Source organism: Kitasatospora sp. Xyl93, from assembly GCF_055383135.1.
Genome location: NZ_AP029185.1, coordinates 801,181 through 826,382, shown reverse-complemented (window position 1 = coordinate 826,382; position 25,202 = coordinate 801,181). Strand labels below are relative to the sequence as shown.

Here is a 25,202-nt window from a genome sequence, read left to right as displayed (position 1 = left end):
AGAGATGCCTTGGTCAGCGCGCGGAGTTCATGCTCGTGCAGTAGACCTGCGCGTGAAGTGGGATTCACCGTCGCATTCCGGGAACGCGGATTCCGGACCCCGGGCCTTTTCCGGCCCGCAGGAGTCGGCCGCGTCGTGCACTCGATGCGAGAGCAGGGTCGTACGCGATCTGCTGAGAGGGGAATTCGGTGTCAAACCGTGAACGATTCCGCAGACTGGTACCGGGCCTGGTGGTGATCATGGTGGCCGCCTCGCTGTTCTTCGCGGCGAGGAGCTCGGTCGCGGTGGCCGGCGCGGAGGACGTCGCGAAGAAGTACGGCTTCAAGGAGATGCCCATCGCGATGCCGCCCGACTACGACCAGCGGCCGATGAAGACCGTCCGGAACGTCAACCCGGCCTACCAGAAGATCCGTTCGTGGATCTCCTCGGTCGGGGCCAGCATCGCCATCAACGACCTCACCGGGCACGGTGTCGCCGACAGCATGTGCATCGTCGACACCAGGACCGACAGCGTGATCGTGACGTACACGCCGACCGCCCGGGAGGCCGACCGGTTCACGCCCTTCGTGCTGGACGGCAAGCCGCTGCCGATGGACGAGGCCATGGCGCCCACCGCCTGCACCCCCGGGGACTTCAACGCGGACGGCCGGATGGACCTCCTGGTGACGTACTGGGGCCGGACGCCGATCCTGTTCATGGCGAAGTCGGACGCCACGACCGTGTCCCCGAGCGCCTACGTGCCCCGGGAGCTGATCCCCTCGGAGTCGCTGGACGGGAGGTACCACGGCCCGCGCTGGAACACCGACGCGGACTACGTCGGCGACCTCGACGGCAGCGGACACCCGTCGATCGTGATCGGCAACTACTTCCCCGACTCCGACGTGCTCGACCCGAACGGTCTGAACAACGTCGAGATGAACGACTCGCTGTCCAGCGCCAAGAACGCCGGCGGCGACCACGTCCTGCGCTGGCAGCAGAGCACCTCGGGCCCCGAGCCCACGGTGTCCTACGTGGAGGAGAAGGGCGCCATCCCCTACGACGCGTCCACCGGGTGGACGCTCGCCATCTCCGGCGCCGACCTGACCGGTGACGGGCTGCCCGAGCTGTACATCGCCAACGACTTCGGCCACGGGCACCTGCTGTACAACCGGTCGACGCCCGGGCACATCGAGCTCACCGAGGCCAAGGGCGAGCGCACCCCGACCACGCCCAAGTCCTTCGTGCTCGGCAACGGCTCCTTCAAGGGCATGGGCGTCGACTTCGGCGACCTCGGCCGCGACGGCAAGTTCGACATGATGGTCAGCAACATCGCCGTCGCCTGGGGCCTGGAGGAGAGCAACTTCGTCTGGATCAACAAGTCCAAGGACGAGGCCGACATGCGGGCCAAACTCGCCGCCGGCATCGCGCCGTTCAAGCAGGAGGCCCAGGAGCACGGGATGGCCTGGAGCGGCTGGGGCTGGGACGCCAAGATGGGCGACTTCCTCAACAGCGGCGAGCTCAACGTCCTCCAGGCGACCGGCTTCGTGAAGGGCAAGATCAACCGCTGGCCGTGGCTGCAGGAGATGGCCATGACCAACGACGACCTGCTCTCCAACCCCGCGATGTGGCCCAACGTCCAGCCGGGCGACGACATCGCCGGCGACGAGGCCATCGCCTTCTACGCCAAGACCCCCGGCGGCCCGTACGTCAACATCAGCTCCGAGCTGGGCATCGACGTGCCGACCCCGACCCGCGGCCTGGCCACCGGCGACACCACCGGCACCGGCAAGCTGGACTTCGCCGTCGCCCGCCAGTGGGGGCCGCCCGCCTTCTACGCCAACACCTCGCCGAACCTCGGCAACCAGCTGAACCTGCGGCTCTACCGGCCGACCGCCGAGGGCGGAGCGGGCCAGGGCCTGGTGAACACCGGGGCCCCGGCGTACGGCGCCACCGTGTGCGTCATGACCCCGGACGGCAACCAGATCTCCCAGCTCGACGGCGGCGGCGGCCACGGCGGCTACCGCAGCTTCGACGTGCGCTTCGGCCTCGGCTCCCACCAGGGCCCGGTCACCGTCAAGCTGACCTGGCGGGACGCCGCCGGCGGGCTGCACGAGAAGACCCAGGAGATCACCCCCGGCACCCACTCCCTGATGCTGACCAGTGACGTCCAGGAGGTCCCGAACCGATGAGCGCGACCGCGCAAGCCCAGCCCGGCGGCGCCCCGGCGGCCGCGCCGGCCGCCCCCGCGAAGGCCAAGGACCCCCGCTACCTCGCCCTGCGGAACTTCGCGATCTCCATCAGCGTGTTCAACACCTTCGGCTACACCCTGCTCGGCTTCGAACAGCCCTGGCTGTGGCCGTTCATCGCGGTGTTCACCGCCTACGCCTGTGAGCTCGGCTTCGAGCTGATCAGCGCCTGGGCCCAGCGCCGCGCGCCGCGCTTCCGCGGCAACGGGGGCCGGGGGCTCTACGAGTTCCTGCTGCCGGCGCACATCACGGCGCTCGCGGTCAACATGCTGACGTACGGCAACAACCAGCTGCTGCCGCTGTTCTTCGGGGTGGTCATCGGCGTCGGCGGCAAGCACGCCCTGCAGGCGCCGATCGCCGGCCGGATGCGGCACTACATGAACCCGTCCAACTTCGGGATCACCATGTCGCTGCTGTGCTTCGGCTCCTGGTTCAGCATCTCGCCGCCGTACCAGTTCACCGAGAACGCGAACACCTTCTTCCGCGTCATGATCCCGCTGATCATCGCCACCGCGGGCACGGTGATCAACGCGCTGCTCACCAAGCGGACCCCGCTGATCGTCGGCTGGCTCGGCGCGTTCGCCATCCAGGCGTTCGTCCGGCACTGGATCTGGGACGTCGCGCTGTTCTCCGCGCTCGGCGCGATGACCGGCGTCGCCTTCGTGCTGTTCACCAACTACATGATCAGCGACCCGGGGACGACGCCGATGAAGGCCCGCGCCCAGTTCATGTTCGGCTCCTCGGTCGCCATGGTCTACGGCGTCCTGATGGTGTTCAACGTCGTCTACACCCTGTTCTACGCCACCACGATCGTCTGCGCCCTGCGCGGGATCGGCTGGTGGGTCGCCCACCTGCTCCAGCGGTCCCGGCAGGCGGCCGCCGCCGGCGCGGGCGCCGCGGACGGGACGGCCGCGCAGCCGCAGCAGATCGGCGCGGTCGCGGCCTGAACCACCGCTGGTGACACCGCTGAACCACCGCGGGTGACACCGCGAACGGCGCTGTGGCGCTGCCCGACCGGGCAGCGCCACAGCGCCGTTCGCCGTTCCGCCGGAAGGGCGGGCCGGCCGCCTACCGCTCGGCGAGCACCGCCTCGACGGGCTTCGCCGGCGGGTGGAACGGCCCCCAGGTGAACGCCGGCAGCCAGGGCCCGGGCGCGGCGCTCCAGGCCAGTTCGGCGATCTGGCCGAGCGACCGCCGGCCGGTGAGCGACCGCAGCAGGTCGTGCCGGTGCCCGCGCAGCACGGCGGCCGGCTCGCCGTCGCCGGCCAGCCACTCGGCGCCCGGCGTCTCGATCCGCAGCGCCGGAAGGCCCAGGGTGCGCACCGCGGCGGAGAAGCCCCGGACCACCAGGTCCAACGACGAGGGGTAGGAGGGGTGTTCCGGCACCACCGGCACCCCCAGCGCGCCCCGGATGTCGAGCTCGTGGGTGAACGCGTCCATCATCAGCATGGTGTGCCGCAGCTGCGGGGACTCCGTGACCACCCGCTCCACCGGGCCGTCCAGCCGCGCCCACTCGGCGAGCAGGCCGGCGAGGCCGTCGCCGGAGCCGTCGTGCGGGACCTCCCACAGGTTGCCGGGCGCGTCGGCGGCCACCGTCCGGCAGACCTCCAGCAGATGGCCGACCACGTCCAGGACGGTCCACCCCGGGCAGGCGGGCACCGGAACGCCGGCCACCCCGGGGCGCTCCACCAATCCGGTGATGTACTCCCGGGAACCGCGGTAGGCGAGGTGGTCGGGCACCCGCTCCCAGAGCGACCCGGACGTGGCCTCGGCGTTGCGCTGGTACGTGCTCATACGGGCTCTCCTTCGGTTGGACGGCCGTGACGGGACGGACCGGCGACGCCGGAACTCCGGTCTCGCGCGGGCCGGTTCCATTGTGGTGCCGGGGCCCCGCGGGAAGGCCGGCGCAGGCGGGCGGAGCACGTCCGAAGATGCCCGCGGGCCGGGCGGGGCCAGGAACGCAACCGCGGAGATGCGGACCGTGACAGGACGTCAGGACCATGGGGGGACCGTGGATTTCTGGACGTGAGCATGGGAGGCATCGTGCCGACGACCTTCGGATCGCTGCGCCGGCTGGTACTGACACCGTCACTGGCCTCGGTGACCTTCGCCGGGCGCGGCTTCCCGGTGACGCCGACGGAGGCCACCGAACGGCTGGAGGCGGTGCCCCAGGCGGTGGTCTGCGGCTTCGAGTGGGGGATCGACGCCCGGAGCCAGTGGGAGGTCGAGCGCAGGCTCGGCCTGGTCGAGCCGGAACAGCGCGGATTCGCGTACGAGGGAGCCACGATGGCCTTCACCGTCCTGGACGCGACGGGCGGCGGCCACCGCACCCGCGACCTGCTGGCCGGGCCCGGGCAGCCGCACATCTTCCTGGCGTACATCGGCATCGGCTTCGCGATGGCGCGGCTGCCGAGGTCGCTGTGGCGCAAGGTGCTGCCGGACCTCACCGGGACGCCCTACCACCCGACGATGAGCTGGCTGGCCGTCGACGGCTACGGCTTCGACCTCGCCTACTTCCACACCCGGCGCTGGGTGGACGAGCAGCGCCGGCCGAAGCCGTACCCGTGGCAGGGCGCGCCCGGCTACTTCCAGCGGGCGGTCGACCAGGGCGTCGGACGGGCGCTGTGGTTCATCCACGGCGGATCGCCGACCCATGTCGCGGCCGCGGTACGGAAGTTCGGCGCGGACCGGCAGGGCGACCTGTGGAGCGGCGTGGGACTGGCCGCGACCTTCGCCGGGGGCGGCACGGCCGAGGGCCTGGCCGGGCTGGCCGACACGGCGGGACCGCACCGGGCGGAGCTCGCCCAGGGGTCGGTGTTCGCCGCCAAGGCGCGCGCGTACGCGGGCTTCGTCCCCGCGCACTCCGAGGTGGCCTCGACGAGCCTGACCGGCCTGTCGGTGGAGGCGGCCGCGAAGCTCGCCGACGACTGCGCGGTGGACGGTCCCGCCCCGGGCGCCGCCGGCGGGACGCCCCCGTACGAGCTGTGGCGGGCGAACGTGCGCGCGCACTTCGGGGACGGCGGGCCCGCGCCGCTCCCGACGGCCCGGACACGCTGAGCGCCCGCGCGCAGGGCCCGGGCCGGACGGGTGCGAACCCAGCCGCGGGGCGGATCGGCCGCCTCGCGGGAGAACCTGAGAGGAGTATGGCGTGGCCAGTGCATGGCGGACGCTCCGACGTCGAATTCTCACCCCGAACACCTCTGAAACGCTATTGGAGACGCGTGGTTTCCACCGGAAGTCGCCGGCCGCCCAGGAAATCCTGGAGACGGTCGGCGCGCGCTTCCTGGAGGGCTACGCCCACGCCGTGGAGGCCCGGAACCCGGCGGAGGCGGAACACCCGCTGGAGGAGATCCCGGTCCGGTTCCGCGGCTTCGCCTACGAGGGCGCCGGAATGGGCTTCGCCATGCTCGACGGGCTGCGGCTGACCGGCCGCGACTCGGTGGCCCGCTTCCTCGCCGGCCGGGGCGCCGACCACGTCTACATGGTCTACGTCGGGATCGGCTGGGCGATGGCCCGGCTGCCGAGGTTCCGCTGGCCCGACATCGACGCGCTCGACCCGCTGCTGCGCTGGCTGGTGCTCGACGGGTACGGCTTCCACCAGGCCTACTTCCGCACCGACCGGTACGTCCACCAGCAGTACCGGGACCCGGCGTTCCCCTGGCCGGCGCACGACCACCCGTCGTACGCGGGCCGCGCCATCGACCAGGGCATCGGCCGGGCCCTGTGGTTCGTCGGCGGCACCGACGCGGACCTGGTCGCGACCATGATCGAGAAGTTCCCGGAGTCCCGGTGGTCCGACCTCTACGGCGGGGCCGGCCTCGCGGCCACCTACGCCGGGGGCGTGGGCGAGGCCGAACTGTGCGCGTTCCGGGAGCGGGCCGGCGACCACCGGGCGATGGTCGCCCAGGGCAGCGCGTTCGCCGCGGAGGCCCGGATCCGGGCCGGGCTGCTGGTGCCGCACACCGAGCTGGCCACCCGCGTCTTCTGCGGCATGTCGTCCGCCCAGGCGGCCGCGGTGACCCAGGAGGTGCGGCCGGCCGGGCCGGTGCCGGGCGCGCTTCCCGCGTACGAGGTGTGGCGCCAGGCCATCGCCGACCGCTTCCCCGCCGTCGGGGGGTGCTAGCCGTGGCCGCCGGCCACCGGGTGCCGCCGGGCCCGCCGCGCCGGGCCGCCCCCGTCCTGCTGCGCAGGCTGGTCGGGGACCGGCTCTCGATGATGCGCTCCGCCGCCGCGGAGTACGGCGACGCGGTCCGGATCTCCATGGGCCCCAAGACGCTCTACTTCTTCAACCACCCCGACCACGCCAAGCACGTGCTCGCGGACAACGCGGCCAGCTACCACAAGGGGATCGGGCTGGCCCAGGCCCGGCGCGCCCTCGGCAACGGCCTGCTGACCAGCGAGGGCGAGCTCTGGCGCAAGCAGCGCCGGCAGATCCAGCCCGCCTTCCAGCACAAGCGGATCGTCCAACAGGCCGACGCCGTCGCGGAGGAGGCGGCCAAGCTGGTCGGCCGGCTGCGGGCGCACGAGGGCGGCGGACCGGTCGACGTGGTCAAGGAGGTGACGGCGCTGACCCTCGGGGTGCTCGGCCGCACCCTGCTCGACGTCGACCTCAGCGCCTTCGAGGCGGTCGGGCACGACTTCGAGGCCGTGCAGGACCAGGCGATGTTCGACATGGTCACCATGGGCATGGTGCCCGGCTGGGTGCCGCTGTCCACCCAACTGCGCTTCCGCAAGGCCCGGCAGGACCTGCAGAAGGTGGTCGACCGGCTGGTGGCGGAGCGGGTCTCCCGCGACGGCGGGGAGGTCGAGGGCGACGACGCGCTGTCCCGGCTGATCGTCGCCACCCGCCAGGAGCCCGACGCCGCGGTCGCCCGGCAGCGGATGCGCGACGAGCTGGTCACCCTGCTGCTGGCCGGCCACGAGACCACGGCGAGCACCCTCGGCTGGACCTTCTACCTGGCCGACCGGCACCCCGAGGTGATGGACCGGCTGCACGCCGAGGCCGTCGAGGTGCTCGGCGACCGGCTGCCCGGGTTCGACGACCTGCACCGCCTGCGGTACACCTCGATGGTGGTGGAGGAGGTCATGCGGCTCTACCCGCCGGTGTGGATCCTGCCCCGGCAGGCCCAGGCGGACGACGAGGTCGGCGGGTACCACGTCCCGGCCGGCGCCGACGTCCTGATCTGCCCGTACACCCTGCACCGCCACCCCCGGTTCTGGGACGCCCCGGAGCAGTTCGACCCGGAGCGGTTCGACCGGGACCGGGCCACCGAGCGGCCGCGCTACGCCTACATCCCGTTCGGGGCGGGGCCGCGGTTCTGCATCGGCAACCACCTCGGGCTGCTGGAGGCGACCTTCACGATCGCCATGGTCGCCCGCGACCTCCGGCTGGCCAAGGTGCCCGGCTACCGCGTGGTGGCCGAGCCGATGCTGTCGCTGCGGGTGCGCGGCGGCCTGCCGATGACCGTGCGGTCCGTCGGCTGAGGAACCGCCCCGCCGGTCCCGTCCGGCGGAGCCCGCACGGCAGAGCCCCCGCGACGTCCGTCGCGGGGGCTCCGTGCGGAGGCCGCCGTGGTGCCGGCCGCGCCGGATCAGGCGGTGTCGGTGATCAGGGCACGTTCGGTGGCCAGCGCCACCGCCCGGGCGTCCAGCAGGGCCAGCAGGACCGGCGGGTCGAGGACGCGGGCCGGGCGCAGGCGCAGTTCGATCGGCAGCAGCGGGACGTCCGGCCGCACCTCGACCGGTCCGACCGATCCCACCGAGACCTCGCGGTCACCCGTCAGCACCTCGTCGAACGCGGCCGGGACGGAGTGCGCCAGCAGGTACCAGGTGCCGGCCGGCACCTGGTCGAATAAGAAGACCCCGGGGCGGGGGAGGACGGTACACGCGGCCGGCCGCCCCTCCGGGACCCGGGTCGGGAACAGCCCGACGTAGACCCGGCCGAGGTCCCCGGCGATCGGGGCGCGGATCTCGCCGCGGAAGGCGGAGAGCTCCGTGCCGCGGGCCACGCCGCGCAAGTCGACCTCGATCCGGGGAGTGAAACCCCCGAGCTGGCGGTAGGTGGTGGGGGGGACGCCGACGCTGCTGGCGAACCGCGAGCTGAACGTACCGACGCTGTTGTAGCCCACGCGGTGGCTGATCTCGGTCACCGTGAACGACGTTTCGATGAGGAGGCGCTTGGCCGTTTCGAGGCGGATGGCGGAGAGGAACCGCCGCGGCGAGACCCCGGTCATCCGCTGGAATTCCCGGGAGAAGTGGAATTTGCTGTACATGGCCGCCTGCGCCATGTCGTCGATGGTCAGCAGCTCACCGATGTTGTCGTGCATGGTCTCGATGGCCCGGGAAACGGCTTGCTCGATGGCAGATGTCATCTTTGGCTCCAGATTCTCCGCTGCACCTGCGGATGAACGGAAATTCCATCCTGGCGATGATCGGGAACGAAAGTCGCGGCCGCGGTGACCGACCGACCGTCCGTGCCAGGCAAGCGAAGGGAGGACCCCCTTCGGAAAGGCGAAGCTGACAATTGTCGCCGCCATAGCAAGTGACGACCGTAGCAGCAGGCACATGACAGTCGCAATGGTTCGGTGGCACTTGCCGCTGGCATGCCCGACGGGTGAGAAGTCCCGGAATTCAGGTTTGAACGGCCGCCGGTGGCCCTCAGCAACACGGGAGATGCAGGCGAGGGCGAATTGCGCGCACGATGCCACAGTCGCGTATGCGAATCGGGATCGGCCGATGCGCGCCGGCCCGCTTTTCGACAAGAACCTGAGGAGATGCCGGTGGGCTCGCCTACCTCAGATCGACACGATTACCGGACCATGACGCTCGAAGCGTTCGCGGACACCATCGTCCCGGGCGAGAAGCGTTCCCCCGACGACCGGGCGGTGGCCGGGGCCTCGACCGGCGGCGGCGCCGTCCAGGCGGGCGCCATCGAGCTGCTGGAGACCCCCGCGACCGGACTCACGGACGCCCTGGACGACTACGAGCAGGCGCTGAACCGCCACGCGGCCACGTACGCGGACGAGCACGGCCTGCGGCTCGACGACTCGGTGCCGCCGTTCGTCGCCCTGCCGTTCGCCGACCGGACCAGCCTGGTGCAGGCACTGACCGGGAAGGACCACCAGGAACGCGAACTCTGGGTCCTGCTGGCGCTGTTCGCCAACATGGCCTTCGACACCGCCGCCCACATGCACACCACGGACGCGCTCGCGGCGGGCCACCCGGGCCTCACCGGGATGGGCTTCATGAAGCCGGACGAGGACGGCCTGTGGCGGTTCCCCGACTTCTCGTACGGCAAGCAGCTGGCCGATCCCCACCCGGACACCACGTCTTCAGGGAGTCCCGCATGACGAGCACCGAGAGCACCGACGTCCTGATCGTGGGCAGCGGCTTCGGCGGCGCGATCGCGGCGTACCACCTGGCGGCCGGCGGCGCGAAGGTCACCATCCTGGAGCGCGGCCCGTGGCTCAAGGCGGACGACTTCGACCACGACTTCATGCTCGGCTCCTCGTACACCCGGATCTTCGACTTCGTGGTGGGCGACGGCATGAGCCTGCTCGGCGGCAACTGCGTCGGCGGCGGCAGCGTGGTGTACTTCGCCGCGATGCCGCGCGCGCCGCGGTTCGTCTTCGAGCGCCGCGGCAGCATCGGCCGGCGCATGTGGCCGACCGCCATCGACCGGGACGTCCTCGACCCCTGGTACGACCGGGTGGAGGAGGCGCTGCCCATCACCCGGCAGGACTGGAACGACGTCACGTACGCGGGCGGGCTGTTCGCCGCCGCCTGCGAGCACGCGGGACGCACCGCCAACCCCGTCCCGGCCGCCATCGACCGGGCCAAGTGCACCAACTGCAACTGGATGATGTCCGGTTGCCGCTTCGACGCCAAGCGGTCGCTGCTGCTGAACTACCTGCCCGCGGCCCTCGCGCACGGCGCCGAGATCCGGCCGCTGCACGAGGTGCAGCAGCTGTCCCGGACGGACGACGGCGGCTACCGGGTGCACTACTCGGTCGTCGACGACGAGGACTACCGGGTGCACGTCGGCAGCGGCACGATCGACGCGAAGATCATCGTGCTCGCCGCCGGCGCCGGCGCCACCCCGGTGATCCTCCAGCGCTCCGAGGCGACCCTGGGCACCATGCCGCACGCCGTGGGCCGCTACTTCTCCGGCAACGGGGAGCGCCTCAACACGGCCGTCGTCGACGAGGACCGGGCCCGCGACCTGCTGGGGCTCAAGCGCTCCGACGGCCGGGCGTTCCGGGCCAACCAGATCGGCAAGGGCCCGGTCGTGGCCAGCTGGGACAACCTCGACGGCTCGCTGCCGGAGCACCGCCGGTTCTCCCTGGAGCAGCTCTACTTCCCGCCGGGGTTCGGCACCATCCTGGCCCAGGTGCCCGACGCGAGCGGGCCCAGCTGGTTCGGCGTGGAGAAGAAGGAACTGGTCCGGCAGTGGCAGTCCTGGCTGACCGTCTTCACCATGATCGAGGACGACAACGAGGGCGTCTTCGGCCCGCCGCCGGCCACCGGCAACGCGCAGCGGATCTCCCAGCAGATGCTCGGGCGCGGGACGATCTCCTACCGGCCGACCGCCAACACCCTGCGCGCCTGGGAGGAGTCGGACGCGGTCGTGAAGGACATCCTGGAGCGCGACGGCCTGGCCCGCGTGATGCCGTGGACCAACGACCTGGTGGGCGCCTACACCGTGCACCCGCTGGCGTCCTGCCGGATCGGCGACGACCCGGGGACCTCGGCGCTCGACGACCGGCAGGAGCTGCGCGACCACCCGGGCATCTTCGTCACCGACGGCTCCGCCGTCCCGGGGGCGCTGACGGTCAACCCCGCGCTGACCATCTCCGCGCTCGCCGAGCGCGCGATCCCCGGCATCGTGGCCGCCGCCCAGGAGCGCGGCGTGAACGTCAGGTACGGCGCGCCCGCGCCGGACGGCGGCACCAGCGGACGGCGGGGCGTGCAGGTCCAACTGCCCGGCCTGATGCGCCGGTAGCGGACACCCGGCGCCGGATCGAGCCATCGAGGAGGGCACATGACGACACCGTTCCTGCGGCCGGCCCTGCGGAGGTCCATGGCGGGGATCCACCGGGTCGCCCCGGTGCGGCCGGCCGACGCGGGGGAGGAGGTGGCCCGCGTCTTCGCCGAGGTCGAGCGGGAGTTCGGGATGCTCGCACCGCCGATCGGCCTGCACGCCGCCGCGCCGGAGGTGCTCGCCGCCTCCTGGGTGATGCTGCGGGAGACCCTGGTCGCCGGCGGGCGGGTCGACCGGGCGACCAAGGAGGCGGTGGCCGCGGCCGTCTCGGCCGCCAACGCCTGCCCGTACTGCGTGGAGGTGCACAGCACGACGCTGGGCGCGCTGCTGCCCGGGGCGGGCGCCCCGGGTGCGGCCCGCGCGGCGGCGGAGGCGGCGGCCGACTGGTTCCGCGCGGACGGGGACCACGGGCGGACGCCGGGCGCCGGGCCGCCGTTCCCGGCGGAGGCGGCGCCCGAACTGGTCGGGGTGGCGGTCACCTTCCACTACCTCAACCGCATGGTCAACCTGTTCCTCGCGGACAGCCCGCTCCCGGCCGGCCTCCCGGCGGCCGCGCGGTCGGCGGCGCGGGCCGTCCTCGGCCGGCTGATGCGCCGCGGCGCGCGGGTCGCCCCGCCGGCCGGGACCTCGCTCGACCTGCTGGCGTCCGCGCCGCTGCCCGGGGACCTGCGCTGGGCGGCGGGCACCCCGAGCGTCGCCGGGGCGTTCGCCCGGGCGGCCGCCGTGATCGACGCGGCGGGCGCCCGGTCCGTGCCGGACGGCGTCCGCGGCCTGGTCGTGGACCAGCTGGCCGGGTGGGACGGCCGGCCGCCGGGGCTCGGCCGCGGCTGGGTCGAGGAGGCGGTGTCGGCGCTGCCCGAGGACGAGCGTGCGGCGGGCCGGCTGGCCCTGCTGACCGCCAAGGCCTCGTACCAGGTCGACGACGGTACCGTCGCCGGGTTCCGGCGCGACCGGCCGGGCGACGCCGCGCTGATCGAGCTCACCTCCTGGGCCGCCCTGACGGCGGCCCGGGAGCTGGGCGCCCGGCTCGGCGACCGCGTCCCGGCGGCCGCCGGCCCCTGACCCCGCGTACGCCCGCACCACCGAGGCCCCCGCCGACCGGCGGGGGCCTCGGTGCGTTCCCGGCGCGGCCGGCCGGCGAATCACGGCGTTATCGAATAGCGCGGCCAGGAAATCACACCGTTATGGAAAAGCGGCATCACGCCGTTATGGAAAAGCACCGGCCCGGACCAGCCGGAAAGCAAACTCGGAGAAGACATCCGGACGGCCGCAGATGCACGCTTGACGACAGTGCAGAGAGTCGAGCCGGCGACAATATTCGCCGTCAATTCATCTCCATGGGTGGTGAATACGTGAGCAGTGAGCGGATCGCTATCGTGGGAATTGGCCTCCGTTACCCGGACGCCAATTCGGCGAGCGAACTGTGGGACAACGTACTGGGTGGTCGGCGGGCCTTCCGGCGGCTGCCGGACGAGCGGATGAACCAGGCGGACTACTGGTCGGAGGACCGGAGCGCGCCCGACCGGCACTACACGAAGAAGGCCGCCGTCCTCCGGGACTACGCGTTCGACCGCATCAAGTACAGCGTCGCCGGGAGCACCTACCGGGCGACCGACCTGACGCACTGGCTGGCCCTCGACGTGGCCGCCGAGGCGCTCGCCGACGCCGGATTCCCGGACGGTTCGGGCCTTCCCCACCAGAGCACCGGCGTGGTGGTCGGAAACAGCCTCACCGGGGAATTCTCGCGGGCCAACATCATGCGGCTGCGGTGGCCGTACGTGCGCCGCACGGTGGCCGCCGCGCTGGCCGGCCAGGGCTGGTCCGAGGGCGACGTCGCCAAGTTCCTCCAGGAGCTGGAGCCGCAGTACAAGGCGCCGTTCCCGGCCATCGACGAGGACTCGCTGGCCGGCGGCCTCGCCAACACCATCGCCGGCCGGATCTGCAACCACTTCGACCTGCGCGGTGGCGGCTACACGGTCGACGGCGCCTGCTCCTCCTCCCTGCTGTCCGTCGTCACGGCGGCCAAGGCGCTCGCCGACGGCGAGCTGGACGTGGCCGTCGCCGGCGGCGTCGACCTCTCCATCGACCCGTTCGAGGTGATCGGCTTCGCCAAGACCGGCGCGCTGGCCACCGGCGAGATGAAGGTCTACGACCGGGACTCCAACGGCTTCTGGCCCGGCGAGGGCTCCGGCATGCTCGTGCTGATGCGCGAGCGGGACGCGGTGGCGCAGGGCCGGCGGATCTACGCGAGCATCAGCGGCTGGGGCGTCTCCTCCGACGGCAAGGGCGGCATCACCCGGCCGGAGGCCGGCGGCCACCGGCTGGCGCTGACCCGCGCCTACCAGCGGGCGGGCTACGGCGTCGAGACGGTCTCCTACTTCGAGGGTCACGGCACCGGCACCGCCCTCGGCGACGCGACCGAGATCGAGGCGCTGTCCTCCGCCCGCCGCCTCGCCGACCCGACGGCCCGTCCGGCCGCGCTGGGCACGGTCAAGGGGAACTTCGGGCACACCAAGGCCGCCGCGGGCGTCGCCGGTCTGATCAAGGCGGCCCTCGCCGTGCACCACCAGGTGATCCCCCCGGCCACCGGCCACGTCGACCCGCACCCCGGCCTGCTCGGTGACGACGCGGCGATGTACGTCCCGCGCCAGGCCGAACTCTGGCCGGCCGACCAGCCGGTCCGGGCCGGGGTGTCGGCGATGGGCTTCGGCGGGATCAACACCCACGTCGCGGTCGCCCAGGCGCCCGGCAGCACCCGGCGCGAGGCGCTCGACGAGCGCACCACCCGGCTGGTCGCCGGCCGCCAGGACGCCGAACTGCTGCTGCTGGACGGGCCGGACACGGCCGCGCTGCGCGCGGAAGTGGCCCGACTGCTGGAACTCGTGCCGAAGCTGGCCCAGGCCGAACTGGCCGACCTGGCCGGCACGCTGGCCGACCGGCAGGCCGGCGGCCCGGTGCGCGCCGCCGTCGTCGCGACCACGCCGGACGACGCCGTACGCGGCCTCGAACGGCTGCTGGCCCTGCTCGACTCCGGCGCGCGGGAGGCGTTCTCGGCCGGTGAGGGAGTCTTCCTCGGCCGCGCCCGGACCGCCCCGCGGATCGTCTACCTCTTCCCGGGCCAGGGCTCCGGCCGCGGCGCCGTCGGCGCGATCCGGCGCCGGTTCGCCGCGGCGGAGGAGGTGTTCCGGGCGGCCGCGCTGCCCACCGGCGACGACCAGGTCGCCACCCAGGTGGCCCAGCCGCGGATCGTCACCGGCTCGCTGGCCGCCCTGCGGGTGCTCGACGCGATCGGCATCCGGGCCGACACCGCCGTCGGCCACAGCCTGGGGGAGCTGACCGCCCTGCACTGGGCGGGCACGATGACCGAGGAGCAGGTGGTGCGCCTGGCCACCGTCCGCGGCCGGGTGATGGCGCGGGCGAGCCGCGGCGGCGGCGCGATGGCCGGCCTGGCGGCGACCCCGGAGCAGGCCGCCCGGCTGTCCGCCGGTCAGGACGTGGTCGTCGCGGGCTACAACGGGCCCCGGCAGACCGTGCTCTCCGGCCCCGCCGAGGCGGTCGACGAGGTCTGCCGCCGGGCCGCGGCCGAGGGCGTCACGGCGACCCGGCTGAACGTGTCGCACGCCTTCCACTCGCCGCTGGTCGAGCCGGCCGCGGTCGCGATGGCGGCCGAACTGGCGGAGTTCGACTTCAGCGAGCCGGTCCGCCCGATCGCCTCCACCGTCACCGGCCGGTTCCTGGACCCGTCCGCCGACCTGCGGGAGGTCCTGCGCGAGCAGGTGCTGCTCCCGGTCCGGTTCCAGGAGGCCGCCACCGCGGCGGCCGCCGGCGCCGACCTGGTCGTGGAGGTCGGCCCGGGCCGGGTGCTGTCCGGCCTGCTGGCGGAGATCGCCCCGGACCTCACCACCCTGGCGGTCGACACCGACAGCGCCTCGCTCGGCCCGCTGCTCAGGGTCGCCGGCGCCGCGTACGTGCTCGGCGTGCCGCTGCGGACCGAGGCCCTGTTCGGCGACCGCCTGGTGCGGCCGCTGCCGGCCGACGGTGCGATGACCTTCCTGGCCAACCCCTGCGAGGCGGCTCCGGCCATCGACGCGGACCTGGCCGACCCGGTGGCCCGGGACGGCGGACCGGGCCGGGACGAGCGGGACGGCGCGCGGGCGTCCGCGGACACCGACGCGGCCCAGGACTCCACCCTGGAGCTGCTGCGCCGGCTCGCCGCCGAGCGGGTCGAACTGCCGCTGGACTCCGTCACCGCGCAGACCCACCCGATGGACGACCTGCACCTGAGCTCGATCACCATCGGCCAGATCGTCAACGACGTCACCCGGGCGCTCGGCCGGCCCGTGCTCGCCGCCACGCCCAACTACGCGACCGTGAACCTGGGCGGGATCGCCGAGCTGATCGACCAGCTGGCCGGGACCGCGCAGGACGGCGCCGCGCCGGCGGGCGAGGTCGACGGCGTGGCCCCGTGGGTGCGGCCCTTCGCGGTCGAGCACGTCCCGGCCGCCCCGCCGGCCCGCCCGCAGCCCGGCCCCGCGGGCCCGGCCGGGGACTGGACGGTCCACAGCACGCCCGGCCACCCGCTGGCCGAGCCGCTGCGCACCGCGCTCGCCGCCGCGGGCCTCGGCAACGGCGTGCTGCTCTGCCTCCCGGACGCGTGCGGACCGGACGAGGCGGAGCTCTTCCTGGCCGCCGGGCGGGCCGTGCTGGCCGCCCCCGAGGGCACCCGGCTGGTCGTGGTCCAGCACCGGCTCGGCGCCGCCGGGCTGGCCAAGACCCTGCACCTGGAGCACCCGACCGTCCCGACCACGATCGTCGAACTGCCCGACACCGCGCCCGAGGGGGCCGCCCGCGACGAGGCGGTGGCCCGGGTGGTCGCCGAGACCGCCGCCACGGCCGGCTTCGCGGAGGTCCGCTACCAGGCGGACGGCGGCCGGACCGTCCCGCTGCTGCGGCCGCTGCAGCTGCGCCCGGCAGCGGAGGGCGGCTCCCCGCTCGACGCCGGGGACGTCCTGCTGGTCACCGGCGGCGGCAAGGGCATCACCGCCGAGTGCGCCATCGCGATGGCCAAGGACTCCGGGGCCGCCCTGGCCCTGATCGGCCGCGCCGACCCGGCCACCGACCGCGAACTCGCCGGCAACCTCGCCAGGATGGACGACGCGGGCCTGCGCTACCGCTACGCCCGCGCCGACGTCACCTCGGCCGAGGAGGTCGCCGCCGCGGTGGCCCTGCTGGAGAGCGGGCTCGGCCCGGTCACCGCGGTGCTGCACGGCGCCGGCCGCAACCACCCGGCCGCCCTCGACGCGCTGACCGCCGAGGACTTCCGGCAGACCCTGGCGCCCAAGACCGACGGCCTGGAGGCGGTCCTCGCGGCCGTCCGGCCGGAGCGCCTCAAGCTGCTGGTCACCTTCGGCTCGATCATCGGCCGGGCCGGCCTGCGCGGCGAGGCGCACTACGCCACCGCCAACGACTGGATGACCGAACTGACCCTCCGCTTCCAGCAGCGGTACCCGAAGGCCCGGGCCCTCGCGCTGGAGTGGTCGGTCTGGTCGGGCGCGGGCATGGGCGAACGGCTCGGTGTCGTCGAGGCGCTGATCCGCGAGGGCATCACGCCGATCTCCACCGAGAACGGCATCCAGGTGCTCCGCGAGGTGCTCGCGGACCCGTCGGCCGGCCCCGTCCTGGTGGTGAGCGGACGGGCCGGCGGCCTGCCGACCCTCGCCACCGTCCGCCAGGAGCTGCCGCTGACCAGGTTCGTGGAGCGGGTGGTGGCGCACCACCCCGGCATCGAGCTGATCACCGAGACCGAGCTCACCGAGGGCGGCGACCCGTACCTGACCGACCACCGGCTCCAGGACGACCTGCTCTTCCCGGCCGTGCTCGGCATGGAGGCGATGGCCCAGGTCGCCGCCGCGGTGAGCGGCCACCAGGGCCCGCCGCTGCTGGAGGACGTCGAGTTCCGGCGGCCCGTGGTGGTCCGGCCGGGCGGCTCGACCACCATCCGGATCGCGGCCCTGGTCCGGGATCCCGGGACGGTCGACGTGGTGCTGCGCAGCGAGGGCACCGACTTCGCCGCCGACCACTTCCGGGCCACGCTGCGCTACCCGCGGCCCGAGGTGCCCGGGACGCCGGTGCCGGCCGAGTTCGGCCTGCCGGCGGTGCCGGTGGACCCGGTGACCGAGCTGTACGGCAGCGTGCTCTTCCAGGGAAAGCGGTTCCAGCGGCTGCTGGAGTACCGGCGGGCGAGCGCCCGGCACGCGCTGGCGGAGATCTCCACCACCGCCCAGGCGCCGTGGTTCGCGGCCTTCCTGCCGCAGGACCAGCGGCTCGCCGACCCCGGCACCCGGGACGCGATGATGCACGCCATCCAGTGCTGCGTGCCGGACGCCACGCTGCTGCCGCAGGGCATCGAACGGCTCTGGCTGGCCGACCCGGCCGACCAGGACTCCGAGTACGTGGTGCTCGACGCCAGGGAGCGCTCGCAGGACGGGGACAGCTACGTCTACGACCTCGACGTGCGCACCCCGGCCGGGAAGGTGGTCGAGCGCTGGGAGGGGCTGACCCTGGTCGCCGTCCGCAAGCGCGACGGAGCCGGGCCCTGGGTGCCCGCGATGCTCGGCTCGTACCTGGAACGCGGTCTGGAACGGGTGCTGGGCGGCCGCCGCGCGGTGGTCGTCGAACCCGAGGCGAAGCCCGCCGCGGACGGCACGGCCCAGGCCGCCGCCCGGGACGGGGACCGCAGGGCCCGCACCGCGACCGCCCTCGGCCGGGCGCTGGGCCGGCCGGTGGAACTGCGCCACCGGCCGGACGGCAAGCCCGAACTCGCCGGTGCGCCGGAACTCGACGGCACCACGGTGTCGGCCTCGCACGCCGCCGGCCTGACCCTCGCGGTGGCCGGACGCGGGCGGCTCGCCTGCGACGTCGAGACCGTCCTGGAGCGGACCGCCGAGGACTGGGACGCGCTGCTGGGCGCCGGCCAACTCGCCCTGCGGGACCTGCTGGTGACCGATGCGGGCTGCAGCCCGGCGGTGGCCGGCACCCGGGTCTGGAGCGCGCTGGAATGCCTGCGCAAGTCCGGCGCCACCACCCAGGCGCTGACCCTCGACCGGGTCCACCCGGGCGGCTGGGTGGTGCTGTCCGCCGGTGACGCGTCCGTCGCCACCTGGGTGACCACCGTCAACGACCGGACGGAGCCGGTGCTCTTCGCGGTCCTCGTCGGAAAGGAGAACTGATGTCGGCCTACTACGAGATCCGGCACACCGTCGGGTTCGAGGAGACCAACCTCGTCGGCAACGTCTACTACGTGAACTACCTGCGCTGGCAGGGGCGCTGTCGGGAGATGTTCCTCAAGGACAAGGCGCCGGAGGTGCTCGCCGAGCTGCAGGACGACCTGAAGCTGTTCACCCTCAAGGTGGAGTGCGACTTCTTCGCCGAGATCACCTCGTTCGACGAGCTGTCGGTCCGGATGCGGCTGGAGGAGCTGACCCAGACCCAGATCCAGTTCAGCTTCGACTACCTGCGGATCGACGGCGAGCAGGAGAACCTGGTCGCCCGCGGCCGGCAGCGGATCGCGTGCATGCGCGGACCGAACACGGCCACCGTCCCCGCCCGGGTGCCCGAGGCGCTGCGCCGGGCGCTGGCGCCGTACGCCGAGGGCCCGGCCGTCGCGCGGGCCCTGGCGGCCCAGGCCGCGCCCGGCGGTCCGGTGGAGACGGAGCGGGCGCTGTGATCGGCAACGGCCGGTCCCCGGTCAACACCCGGCCGCCGGCCCCGGCGCCGGCGGCCGCCGAGAACCGGGCCGTCCTGCCGGGCGCCCTGCGCGAGACGATGGCCCGGTTCGCCACCGGGATCACGGTGCTGACCACGGGCGGCGAGTACGTCCACGGGATGACCGCCAACGCGTTCAGCTCGGTCTCCCTGGAACCGCCGATGGTGCTGTGCTGCGTGGCCCGCTCCGCGACGATGCACGAGGCGATCACCGCGACCAGGTCCTTCGCGGTCTCCGTGCTCGGCGCCGAACAGGAGCGTCTCGCACGCTACTTCGCGAACAAGAGCAGGCCGCGCGGGGCCGCCCAGTTCGACGGCCTCGACTGGCAGCCCGGCCCGTTCACCGGCGCCCCGCTGCTGGCGGACTCGCTGGCCTGGCTGGAGTGCAAGCTCGCCGAGCAGTACGACGGCGGCGACCACTCGATCTTCCTCGGCGAGGTGCTGGCCGCGGACTGGTCCGACCACCGGCAGGCGCTGCTGTTCTACGGTGGCGCCTTCCACCGGGGCGTCGGCGGGAACCCGGAAGGGATCGGCTGAGCGGAGGATGGACCGATGTTGGTGAGCGTGACCGGCGGCACCGGATTCCTCGGCCTGCACTCCGTCGCGGCGATGGTCCGCGGCGGACACCGGGTGCGCATGCTGGTCCGCGACCCGCAGGCCGCGGAACGGGCGCTCGGCCTGCTGGCGGTGGACCCGGCCGCCGTCGACCTGGTCGTCGGGGACGTGACCGACGAGGGCGGCGCGGCCCGGGCTGTGCGCGGCGCCGACGCCGTCCTGCACGCGGCCGGGGTGTACTCCTTCGACAGCCGGCGGAACGCGGAGATGCGCCGGACCAACGAACGGGGCACCGAGCTGGTGCTGGCCGCGGCCCGCCGGTCGGGCGCCGACCCGGTCGTCCACGTCTCCAGCATCGTCGCCCTGCTGCCGTCCCCTGGACGGCCGCTCGGGGAGCACTCCCCGGTCGGCCGCCCCCGGGACACGTACATGGCGACCAAGGCCGCGGCCGAGCGGATCGCCCGGGGCCACCAGCGGGACGGCGCGCCGGTGGTCATCAGCTACCCGCCGGCGCTGCTCGGCCCGCAGGACCCGGGGCCGGGCGACCAGAACGCCCGGCTGCGCAACGCCCTGCGCGGGCTGATGCCGATCTGGCCGCTCGGCGGCTTCCCGGTCGGCGACGTCCGGGACACCGCGCAGCTGCACGCCCGGCTGCTGACCGCGCCGAGGGCGGGCGCCGACCGGCACTTCGGGCCCGGCCGCCACCTGTCCACCCGGCAGTACGTGCGGACCCTGCGGGAGGTCACCGGGCGGCGGCTGCCCGCGGCCTTCCTCCCGGCCCGGGCCATGCTGCCGGTCGGCACCCTGGCCGGCCTGCTCCAGCGCGGATGGCCCTGGCACATCCCCGCCGAGTACGGGGCCGTGTACACCTGCGCCTGCGCGGCCCCGGTCGACCCCGCCGCGAGCACCGGCGGGCTGACCCCGAGGCCGACGGCCGACACCATGGCCGACACGGTGCGCTGGCTGTACGGCCAGGGCAAGTTGACGACACGTCAGGCCGGTGTGCTCGCGCGGGACAAGGACGGCCCCCGGGCCCGCTGAGCCGCACCGGCGGCCGGTCGCGGGCGGACTCCGGTCCGCCCCCGACCGGCCGTCGGCCGTTCCCGGCCCCGCGGTGCCGGACGCGGACGGTCGAACCCCGGAGGGGGCGCCGTCCGTGCTAACGGCTGGGGGCGGTCGGCAGCCGGCCCGAAGGACGGACGAGGGAGCACAGCGATGGCCTGGTACCAGGGGGCGAGCCGGATCACGGTGACGGCGGTGGAGGGGCGGTTCCCCCAGCGGGCGGTGGTGACCGTCCGGGGCGCCGCCCCGGTGGAGATCCCCGGCGAGGTCGGCGCCGTCCACGTCGTCGAGGCGGAGCGCTGGGAACTCGACCTGGAACACCGGGACGAGGGCGGCTGGTGCCCCAACAGCCGTGCCGTCCAGGGCCGGTGGCAGGACGTCGGCGGCGTGTCGACACAGGTCGTGCACAGCCGCAACCGCGACCTGGCGGGCGGCCGCCAGGACCGCAACCTGGTGCTGAGGATCGAGCGGATCGCACCGGGCGGCGACGCCCCCTCGACCGCGCCGACCGCCCCCGCCGCCCGCCGGACCACCGCAGCGCCCCGCACGGCGGCGGCCCCGGCCGCGCCCCGCACCTCGGCCGGCCCGACGGTCGGCACCACCGCCCCGGGGGTGCGGACCACCACCTCTGGCGCCGGAGCCGGGGCCCCGGCCACCCGGGGCACCGCCACCGGAGGCACGCCCCGGGCGACCGGCACGACCGGCACGACCGGCACCTGGAGCGGCTGAGCCCGCGGGCGGAACCGCGGAGGCCGCCGGCCGCCGGTGCGGGCCGGGCGGGTCAGGCCTCCTGCGGGGCGGGCGCGGTCAGGGGGGCGAAGGTCTGGCGGAGGTCGACGACCGTGGTCGGGCCCTTCACCCAGGCGAGCGGGGCGTGGTGCACCCGGACGCCGGCCGGCGGCTGGAGGAGGGCCTCGCCGGCCGCGTTCCGCGGCCACTCGACCGAGCCGGTGGCGGTGCGGGCCGGGACGAGCCAGTAGTCGCCGCGGGCGTAGTCGCCGCCCGGGCGGAAGTACACCTGGACGCCGTCCTCCAGGTCGAGCCAGGCGCCCTCCCGCAGCCGCAGGGCGCCGCCGGCCAGCGGCAGGGCGTCCCGGCCGCGGGGCGCGCGGTGGTCCCAGCGGCGCAGGAAGGGGTGGCGTTCGGCCAGCCGGCCGACCTCCGGCGCCGGTTCGGCGGACAGCCGCACCCGGCGGCCCGGCAGGTCGGTCTCCTCCACCTGGAGCAGGTCCGCCGGCTCCTCCCGGCTGACGTACGCGCTGTCCGCGACCTCGACCCAGTCGCCGACCGAGAGGCCCAGCTTGTCGTCGTCGCCCAGCGTGGTGAGGTCGACCCAGACGCCCTCGACCGAGGCGATCGGAAGGACGACCGAGCCGTTCTCCCGGGACCACTTGAAGGTGGCGCCGCACTCGGCCGAGCCGCTCCGGTGGACCTCCACCCGGTACATCTGGTTCTCCGGGCCCCGGTAGGCGGCCTCGGGGTGGGACAGGCACGGGTCCTCGTTCGCCCGGTCCGGACGCCGGGCGCGCGCGGCCAGCCAGGCGGCGGCCCGCTCCTGCGGTTCGGCCCACGCGTCGAAGGCGTCCCGGACCCGGGACACCCCGCCGTCCGGGACGCTCAACTCCGAGGCGGGCAGGGCCAGTACCTGCCAGACCACCTTGGCGCGGGCCGCGGTGTCGGGCATCGCCGCTCCGAGGGCGACCTCGCGGATCTCCGGGTCCTCGACGGCGGTGACGCTGCGCTCCCAGACCTTCAGGTAGACCAGGAACGGGAACTCGGCGGGCAGCCGGTCGCCGGGGCGCTCCTGGTCCCGGTAGGCGTCCGGCTGGTCCCAGTACGTCCAGACGGCGGGCTCCTGCCCGGGGACACCGACGGCACCGGCGGCCCCGTCCGTCCCGTCGCCGCCCCAGTGGCCGTCGTCGGGCACGGCGGCGCCGGGCTCGGGCCGGTAGGCCTCGCACAGGATGCCGTCCACGTAGTACCGGCCGCCGCCGATGGTCAGGTCGGCCGCGTCCTGGTTGCCCGGCAGGTAGCCGATCTCGAACCCGGGCGCGGCGGCCGGCCCGCCGCGGCGGCCGATCAGGTCGGCGGCGAGCGTGCGCAGCTGGTAGCGCTCGATCGCGGCCTGCTCGTTGGCGTCGGCGTCCAGCTGGACGCGGCCCTGCTGGCTCAGCACCGCGGAGTAGTGCTTGTCGGGCCGGAAGGTCAGGCGCGAGAAGTCTGCGTGCACGGGTTCCCTCTCACAGTCGATGGTCGGGGGCGGTGTCGGGGGCGGGTCAGGTCACGAAGAAGACGCCGGCGTCGGTGCCGGCCGGCGCGTACTCGGCCAGCCGCGCCCGCAGGTTGTCCTCGCGCTGGGGCTGGAACAGGTCGTGGAAGGCGCCCAGCTCGGAGCGGTCCTCGGCGCCGCGGGTGATCTCCGGCGCGCACCCGGCGGCCAGCCGCGCGTAGTCGGGCGTGCCGTACCGCAGGCTGCTGAACACCGGGCGGACCCGGGCCGCCTCCACGTCGCGCAGCCTGGCGGCCTGCGCCGGGGGCAGCTCGCCGCGCTCGACCAGCCCGGTCACCGCCGAGCGCACCAGGTCGGGCTGGCACTCGTACCGGCGCGGGGTGCGCGAGCCCGGGGGGACGTAGCAGAACCGCAGGCAGCCGACCGCGCGGCGGGCCACCCGCAGCCGCCCGGTGAACACGCTGTCCTCGGCGATCGGCACCGCGTGGGCGTGCACCTCGCCGACCACCGTGGAGCGGTGGGCGTGCAGCAGCGCGAAGGCGTGTTCGCAGTCGGGCCCGGCGAGCGCCGGCCGCTCGGATCCGGTGGCGTCCAGGATGCTGTCGGCGAGGTGGACCTCCAGCGGGTCGGCGTCCACCTCGTCGCCGACGACCTGGATCGCGCCCAGGACGCTGCGCTCGATCCGGACGCAGGCCGTGGTGTGGTCCAGGACGAGGCTGGGCTCGTACGGCGAGTGCGGTTCGCAGTGCGGCTCCAGCGACCAGCCCGGCACCAGGGTGCAGTGCCGCAGCGTGACGGAGGCCAGCGGCCCGGTGACGTTGACCCCGCGGCCGGTGATCAGCAGGCCGTCCAGGACCAGCCGCCCGCCCGGGCAGACACCCCGGACGTTGAGCGCGTCCGGCCGGTTGCTGTACCAGTCGAGCAGCCGGATCACCGGCCGGGCGCCCTCGGCGGCGCGCAGTTCGAGGCGGTCGTCGCCCTCCAGGTCGAAGTCCAGCTGCTCCTGGTAGGCCCCGCTGTGGGTGATCTCGATGACGGCGGCGCCGCCCGCGCCGCCGTCCGCCTGGTCGGCGCGCCACTGCTGGTAGGCGTCGTTGATCCGCTCGTACGGCCGGCCGGGCCCGACCTGGTAGACCGTGCGGTGCCGGGCCTCGGGGCGGTCCCGCGGGTACTCGCCGCCGCCGGTGTCGTCGCCGAACGCGTAGTGGTAGTCGACCCAGACGCCGCGGCGCGGGGCGGAGCGGGCGCCGAAGGCGATCCGGCCGAGCAGCGGGTCGACGGCGACCTGGCCGCGCTTGGGCCGGTACGCCCAGTCGGTCAGGTCGGCCACCGTGATCTCCGCGGGCGGGACCGGCTCCTGGGCGCCGTCGCGCCAGATGGCGAAGCTCTTCCCGGGCCCGTAGTAGTCGGCCGGCCGCTCGGCCAGCTGCCGGCGCCGGATCGGCGCCGGCACGTTGTCGATCGCCGCGAGGTGGGTGGCCGAGGGCTCCGGCTCTGGCCGGGTGACCAGCGGGGCGTCGTTGCCGAGGACGGAGAAGGTGAAGAGGTTCCTGGCCCGGTCGACGCAGTAGGCCGGCGCCCGGGTGACCCGGTACGGCTTCAGCCGCCAGACGTACAGGGCGACCCCGGCCGGCGTGTGGCCGCCCTGGCGGCGGGTGGAGGCGGCCCGGCGGACGTCGACGGTGTGGGCCTGCCCGTCGAAGGGGCCGCCGAGCAGGTCCAGCGCGGCCCCGCGCCGTACGTCGACCAGCCGGCCCCGGCCCAGCCGCTGACGGTCGGCGAGCTCCTCGTCGGGGCGCAGCAGCCGCACCGGCTGGGTCCCGCCGAGCAGCCGGGACAGCTCCACGGCCCGGGCCGGCCAGTCGGCCACCGAGGCGGACAGCTCCTCCAGCAGGGGCAGCGTGCCCTTGCGCCGGCGGTTGGCGACGGTGTTCGCGACGTCGTGCCGCGGCGCCAGCCGGGCGGCGAGCCGGTCGCGGGCCGCGGCCCGCTCCGGGGAGGCGCCGCCGTGCAGACCGGTGGCGAGCACCTCCTCGTAGCCGGGCAGGATCCGGTAGCCGACCAGGTCGCCGAGGTAGGCGACGGCCCAGTCGGCGGCGGTCTCCACGAACCAGTCCCGGTAGCCCTGTTCGACGCCGCCGCGGACCAGGTCGACCTGCTCGGCGATGACGGCCAGCAGGGCGCGCAGCGGCTCGCCCGCGTCGGCGTCCCGCAGCCGGTGCCACTGCGGCAGCAGCTCCAGCAGTCCGTCCGGGTCCCGGCTGTCCCACGGCGAGGTCATGCGGCCTCCCCGCTCCGCTCGGCGGGGGCGTTCGCCCACGCGCGC

17 protein-coding genes are annotated in these 25,202 nt (G+C 74.4%); 13 read left to right on the top strand and 4 right to left on the bottom strand.

The features are described from left to right. Window positions 1–239: 239 nt before the first annotated feature. Together ACZ5GH_RS03485 and ACZ5GH_RS03480 are read left to right on the top strand one after the other, a co-directional pair. Window positions 240–2,168 carry a CRTAC1 family protein gene (locus ACZ5GH_RS03485; protein WP_464336790.1) on the top strand — a complete coding sequence of 643 codons (1,929 nt, stop codon included), beginning with the start codon at window positions 240–242 and terminating at the stop codon, window positions 2,166–2,168. Then, entirely contained in the window at window positions 2,165–3,172 is a 1,008-nt protein-coding gene (locus ACZ5GH_RS03480) for an enediyne biosynthesis protein (RefSeq protein ID WP_464333393.1), read from the top strand. Before ACZ5GH_RS03485 ends, ACZ5GH_RS03480 begins: the two co-directional genes overlap by 4 nt. Window positions 3,173–3,293: 121 nt before the next feature. Here the strand turns inward: ACZ5GH_RS03480 and ACZ5GH_RS03475 are convergent, their stop codons facing one another. Beyond that, window positions 3,294–4,019 carry a maleylpyruvate isomerase family mycothiol-dependent enzyme gene (locus tag ACZ5GH_RS03475; protein WP_387747454.1) on the bottom strand — a complete coding sequence of 242 codons (726 nt, stop codon included), beginning with the start codon at window positions 4,017–4,019 and terminating at the stop codon, window positions 3,294–3,296. Window positions 4,020–4,268: 249 nt separating this feature from the next. On the opposite strand from ACZ5GH_RS03475, the gene ACZ5GH_RS03470 reads away from it, so the two are divergent. From ACZ5GH_RS03470 to ACZ5GH_RS03460, 3 genes are all read left to right on the top strand, one after another. After that, window positions 4,269–5,282 carry a DUF1702 family protein gene (locus ACZ5GH_RS03470; RefSeq protein ID WP_464333392.1) on the top strand — a complete coding sequence of 338 codons (1,014 nt, stop codon included), beginning with the start codon at window positions 4,269–4,271 and terminating at the stop codon, window positions 5,280–5,282. A 91-nt stretch (window positions 5,283–5,373) separates the two neighbouring features. After that, window positions 5,374–6,348, top strand: coding sequence for a DUF1702 family protein (locus tag ACZ5GH_RS03465; protein WP_464333391.1), 975 nt, complete (start codon window positions 5,374–5,376; stop codon window positions 6,346–6,348). A 2-nt stretch (window positions 6,349–6,350) separates the two neighbouring features. Beyond that, window positions 6,351–7,709: a cytochrome P450 gene (locus tag ACZ5GH_RS03460; RefSeq protein ID WP_464333390.1), complete on the top strand. Its 1,359-nt coding sequence runs from the start codon at window positions 6,351–6,353 to the stop codon at window positions 7,707–7,709. Window positions 7,710–7,816: 107 nt separating this feature from the next. On the opposite strand, the gene ACZ5GH_RS03455 is transcribed toward ACZ5GH_RS03460, so the two are convergent. Beyond that, on the bottom strand, window positions 7,817–8,596 hold the full coding sequence (locus ACZ5GH_RS03455; RefSeq protein ID WP_387747460.1) for a helix-turn-helix transcriptional regulator: 780 nt from the start codon (window positions 8,594–8,596) through the stop codon (window positions 7,817–7,819). A 447-nt stretch (window positions 8,597–9,043) separates the two neighbouring features. Between ACZ5GH_RS03455 and ACZ5GH_RS03450 the strand changes: the two genes are divergently transcribed. From ACZ5GH_RS03450 to ACZ5GH_RS03415, 8 genes are all read left to right on the top strand, one after another. After that, window positions 9,044–9,574 (top strand): DUF5987 family protein, encoded by a 531-nt coding sequence (locus ACZ5GH_RS03450; RefSeq protein WP_387747462.1) that lies wholly within the window; start codon window positions 9,044–9,046, stop codon window positions 9,572–9,574. Beyond that, window positions 9,571–11,226, top strand: a complete 1,656-nt coding sequence (locus ACZ5GH_RS03445) for a GMC family oxidoreductase N-terminal domain-containing protein (RefSeq protein WP_464333389.1) — start codon at window positions 9,571–9,573, stop codon at window positions 11,224–11,226. The genes ACZ5GH_RS03450 and ACZ5GH_RS03445 overlap by 4 nt, the downstream gene beginning before the upstream one ends. Before the next feature lie 39 nt (window positions 11,227–11,265). Continuing rightward, a complete protein-coding gene (locus ACZ5GH_RS03440; protein WP_464333388.1) occupies window positions 11,266–12,327 on the top strand; it encodes a carboxymuconolactone decarboxylase family protein in 1,062 nt (353 codons plus the stop codon). A 275-nt stretch (window positions 12,328–12,602) separates the two neighbouring features. Further along, on the top strand, window positions 12,603–18,494 hold the full coding sequence (locus ACZ5GH_RS03435) for a type I polyketide synthase (RefSeq protein ID WP_464333387.1): 5,892 nt from the start codon (window positions 12,603–12,605) through the stop codon (window positions 18,492–18,494). Next, on the top strand, window positions 18,494–18,991 hold the full coding sequence (locus tag ACZ5GH_RS03430) for an acyl-CoA thioesterase (RefSeq protein ID WP_387747470.1): 498 nt from the start codon (window positions 18,494–18,496) through the stop codon (window positions 18,989–18,991). The genes ACZ5GH_RS03435 and ACZ5GH_RS03430 overlap by 1 nt, the downstream gene beginning before the upstream one ends. Next, the gene (locus ACZ5GH_RS03425; RefSeq protein WP_464333386.1) at window positions 18,988–19,566 is read left to right on the top strand and encodes a flavin reductase family protein; all 579 of its coding nucleotides are present in this window, start codon (window positions 18,988–18,990) and stop codon (window positions 19,564–19,566) included. Before ACZ5GH_RS03430 ends, ACZ5GH_RS03425 begins: the two co-directional genes overlap by 4 nt. 15 nt (window positions 19,567–19,581) lie before the next feature. Next, entirely contained in the window at window positions 19,582–20,625 is a 1,044-nt protein-coding gene (locus ACZ5GH_RS03420; RefSeq protein WP_464333385.1) for an NAD-dependent epimerase/dehydratase family protein, read from the top strand. 174 nt (window positions 20,626–20,799) lie between these two features. Beyond that, a complete protein-coding gene (locus tag ACZ5GH_RS03415; protein ID WP_464333384.1) occupies window positions 20,800–21,375 on the top strand; it encodes a hypothetical protein in 576 nt (191 codons plus the stop codon). 52 nt (window positions 21,376–21,427) lie between these two features. Here ACZ5GH_RS03415 and ACZ5GH_RS03410 read toward each other — a convergent pair whose 3' ends face one another. Both ACZ5GH_RS03410 and ACZ5GH_RS03405 read right to left on the bottom strand, forming a co-directional pair. Continuing rightward, entirely contained in the window at window positions 21,428–22,876 is a 1,449-nt protein-coding gene (locus ACZ5GH_RS03410; protein ID WP_464333383.1) for a DUF6519 domain-containing protein, read from the bottom strand. A 46-nt stretch (window positions 22,877–22,922) separates the two neighbouring features. Beyond that, entirely contained in the window at window positions 22,923–25,157 is a 2,235-nt protein-coding gene (locus ACZ5GH_RS03405; RefSeq protein ID WP_464333382.1) for a hypothetical protein, read from the bottom strand. Window positions 25,158–25,202 lie beyond the last annotated feature (45 nt).

What these genes read in the sequence shown, in the direction of transcription:
- ACZ5GH_RS03485 (WP_464336790.1), top strand. Translation starts at nt 240, where the DNA reads ATGGTGGCCGCCTCGCTGTTCTTCGCGGCGAGGAGCTCGGTCGCGGTG.
- ACZ5GH_RS03480 (WP_464333393.1), top strand. Translation starts at nt 2,165, where the DNA reads ATGAGCGCGACCGCGCAAGCCCAGCCCGGCGGCGCCCCGGCGGCCGCG.
- ACZ5GH_RS03475 (WP_387747454.1), bottom strand. Translation starts at nt 4,019, where the DNA reads ATGAGCACGTACCAGCGCAACGCCGAGGCCACGTCCGGGTCGCTCTGG.
- ACZ5GH_RS03455 (WP_387747460.1), bottom strand. Translation starts at nt 8,596, where the DNA reads ATGACATCTGCCATCGAGCAAGCCGTTTCCCGGGCCATCGAGACCATG.
- ACZ5GH_RS03450 (WP_387747462.1), top strand. Translation starts at nt 9,044, where the DNA reads ATGACGCTCGAAGCGTTCGCGGACACCATCGTCCCGGGCGAGAAGCGT.
- ACZ5GH_RS03445 (WP_464333389.1), top strand. Translation starts at nt 9,571, where the DNA reads ATGACGAGCACCGAGAGCACCGACGTCCTGATCGTGGGCAGCGGCTTC.
- ACZ5GH_RS03440 (WP_464333388.1), top strand. Translation starts at nt 11,266, where the DNA reads ATGACGACACCGTTCCTGCGGCCGGCCCTGCGGAGGTCCATGGCGGGG.
- ACZ5GH_RS03435 (WP_464333387.1), top strand. Translation starts at nt 12,603, where the DNA reads ATGGGTGGTGAATACGTGAGCAGTGAGCGGATCGCTATCGTGGGAATT.
- ACZ5GH_RS03430 (WP_387747470.1), top strand. Translation starts at nt 18,494, where the DNA reads ATGTCGGCCTACTACGAGATCCGGCACACCGTCGGGTTCGAGGAGACC.
- ACZ5GH_RS03420 (WP_464333385.1), top strand. Translation starts at nt 19,582, where the DNA reads ATGTTGGTGAGCGTGACCGGCGGCACCGGATTCCTCGGCCTGCACTCC.
- ACZ5GH_RS03415 (WP_464333384.1), top strand. Translation starts at nt 20,800, where the DNA reads ATGGCCTGGTACCAGGGGGCGAGCCGGATCACGGTGACGGCGGTGGAG.
- ACZ5GH_RS03405 (WP_464333382.1), bottom strand. Translation starts at nt 25,157, where the DNA reads ATGACCTCGCCGTGGGACAGCCGGGACCCGGACGGACTGCTGGAGCTG.